Genomic DNA, 1,916 nt, shown 5'->3' on the forward strand with positions numbered 1-1,916 from the left:
GCAAAGAGCCGCTGCAGCGCCGGCGCGCAGACAAACGCGGTCTCCGCCGCCCCTTGCGCTTTCAGCAGCGAAAAGTATCGCCCAAAATGAATCGCGTCGCCAAGGCCACCCTCCTGCCAGACCAGCAGCCTTTTTCCCGCCAATGCTTCGCCACGCCAACGGGGACGGCCAATGACCTTCTGCGTCTTGTGCTGGATGGAGTTGGGATCGTCGTGACGCTCCTCGTATAGCTGCCATCCTTCCTCGAAGCGTCCCATGCTGATCAGCAGTGTGGCCAGGGCGAACTTCGCAACGTGGTAATCGCCGTGGATAGCGAGTGCGTTGCGGTAGGCATCCTCGGCTTCCGGCAGGCAGCCCAGTTCCTTCAATACATTGCCGAGGTTGCTGTAACCCATGACAAAAGCCGGGTTCATTTCGACTGCCCGTTGATACGCTTGCGCGGCTTCAAGCCAACGGCCGAGCGGCCTTAGTACAACGCCCAGGTTGTAATGAAATTCAACGCGATCGGGGCGAAGCAGCGCCGCCTGCCGATAAGCCGCTTCTGCTTCGGCGAGGCGCCCCTGGTCCTGCAGCATCGACCCAAGCTGGTTGTGGACATCCGCGAGATCAGGACGGACCTCGAGCAATTGCCGAAGCAGTGCCTCCAGGTCGTGCAAGCGGTTTAGCTTTTTCAGCAGCGTGCCGAGGTTCGTGTACGCATCCACGAAGCCAGGGTTCGCATCGATCGAGCGGCGCCAATACGACTCGGCATCGTCGAGCCGGCCCAGGCCGAGCGAACTGACCGCCGCGATCTGCAACGCCTCGGCAAGCTGATGCTCCGCCAATGGCGGCTCCATCTCGAGCAGCGGCTTCACCTTCGCGAGCGCGTCCGTAAATCGCGTCGCCTGTTCCAGATGCGCTGTCGGCGCATCGTCGCGCGTGTTGGAGGGATCGCTTGTGGAGGATGAACTCATATTTGATCAGAGAAATCAGGACGTGACGCTCCGTGCTCGCGGCGGATAGCGTCTGCTGCGAGATGATAATCCTATCGGCCGCGAGCCGATCGCCAGGCATATGTCACTTTCACGTTGCCTGCGCGTCATTCTCGCGCCATCATTGGCGTCAAAAGTTCGAACCGCACGCGATGGTGTTATTTGTGCGCGGCGTATGTGCTATACATTCCGACGGGTCGAACATAACGACAGAGACGCGATGAAAAAGAGGTCGATCGGGTTGTCGAAATGGCTGTGCGGGTTGGCGTGCACCGCGTTCGTCGCGGCGACGTCGTGCTGGCTCGTACATCCGCTCTTCGCGGCAACGGCGGTCGTAGAAGCGCCGGTAGCATCGCCAGCGGCCGATGAAACGGCCACGCTTAAACATGGCGCGGAACTGGCTGCGATCGGCGACTGCGTCGTGTGTCATACCGCAAAGCATGATGCGCCCTTCGCTGGCGGCCGTCCGCTCGATACGCCGTTCGGCGTGATCTACTCCACCAACATCACGCCCGACCGCCAGACCGGTATCGGCGCCTGGTCGCTCGAGGATTTCACGCAAGCCATGCGGCGCGGCGTCTCGCGCGACGGCCATCTCCTCTACCCCGCCTTTCCGTACCCACACTTTACGCACATGACGGACGCCGACATCGCCGCGATCTACGCGTATCTGATGACGCGCGATGCGGTGCAGGCCACCGCACCCGCCAACCGTCTGATGTTTCCGCTCGGCTTTCGTCCGCTCATCGCGGTATGGAACCTGTTCTTCCTGAACCGAGGCGTCGAACCGGATGGTGCGTCCTCTGCAGTAACAGTAACAGTAACAGCAACAGCAACATCGACGCCAACCTCGTCGCACGAAGAACAGCTATTGCGCGGCCGATATCTGATCGACGGGCCTGCGCATTGTGCAGCGTGCCACACGCCGATGAATCTGCTCGGGGC

2 protein-coding genes are annotated in these 1,916 nt (G+C 61.2%); one reads left to right on the top strand and one right to left on the bottom strand.

Annotated elements, in window-relative coordinates; translation table 11 throughout:
* Window positions 1–953: tetratricopeptide repeat protein (locus M0954_RS14700; protein WP_297353978.1), on the bottom strand; the 953-nt coding region annotated here is incomplete at its 3' end.
* Window positions 954–1,191: 238 nt separating this feature from the next.
* Here M0954_RS14700 and M0954_RS14705 point away from each other — a divergent pair.
* Window positions 1,192–1,916: cytochrome c (locus M0954_RS14705; protein ID WP_297353979.1), on the top strand; the 725-nt coding region annotated here is incomplete at its 3' end.

The sequence above is a fragment of the Paraburkholderia sp. genome, assembly GCF_026225065.1.
Taxonomy (GTDB): Bacteria; Pseudomonadota; Gammaproteobacteria; order Burkholderiales; family Burkholderiaceae; genus Paraburkholderia.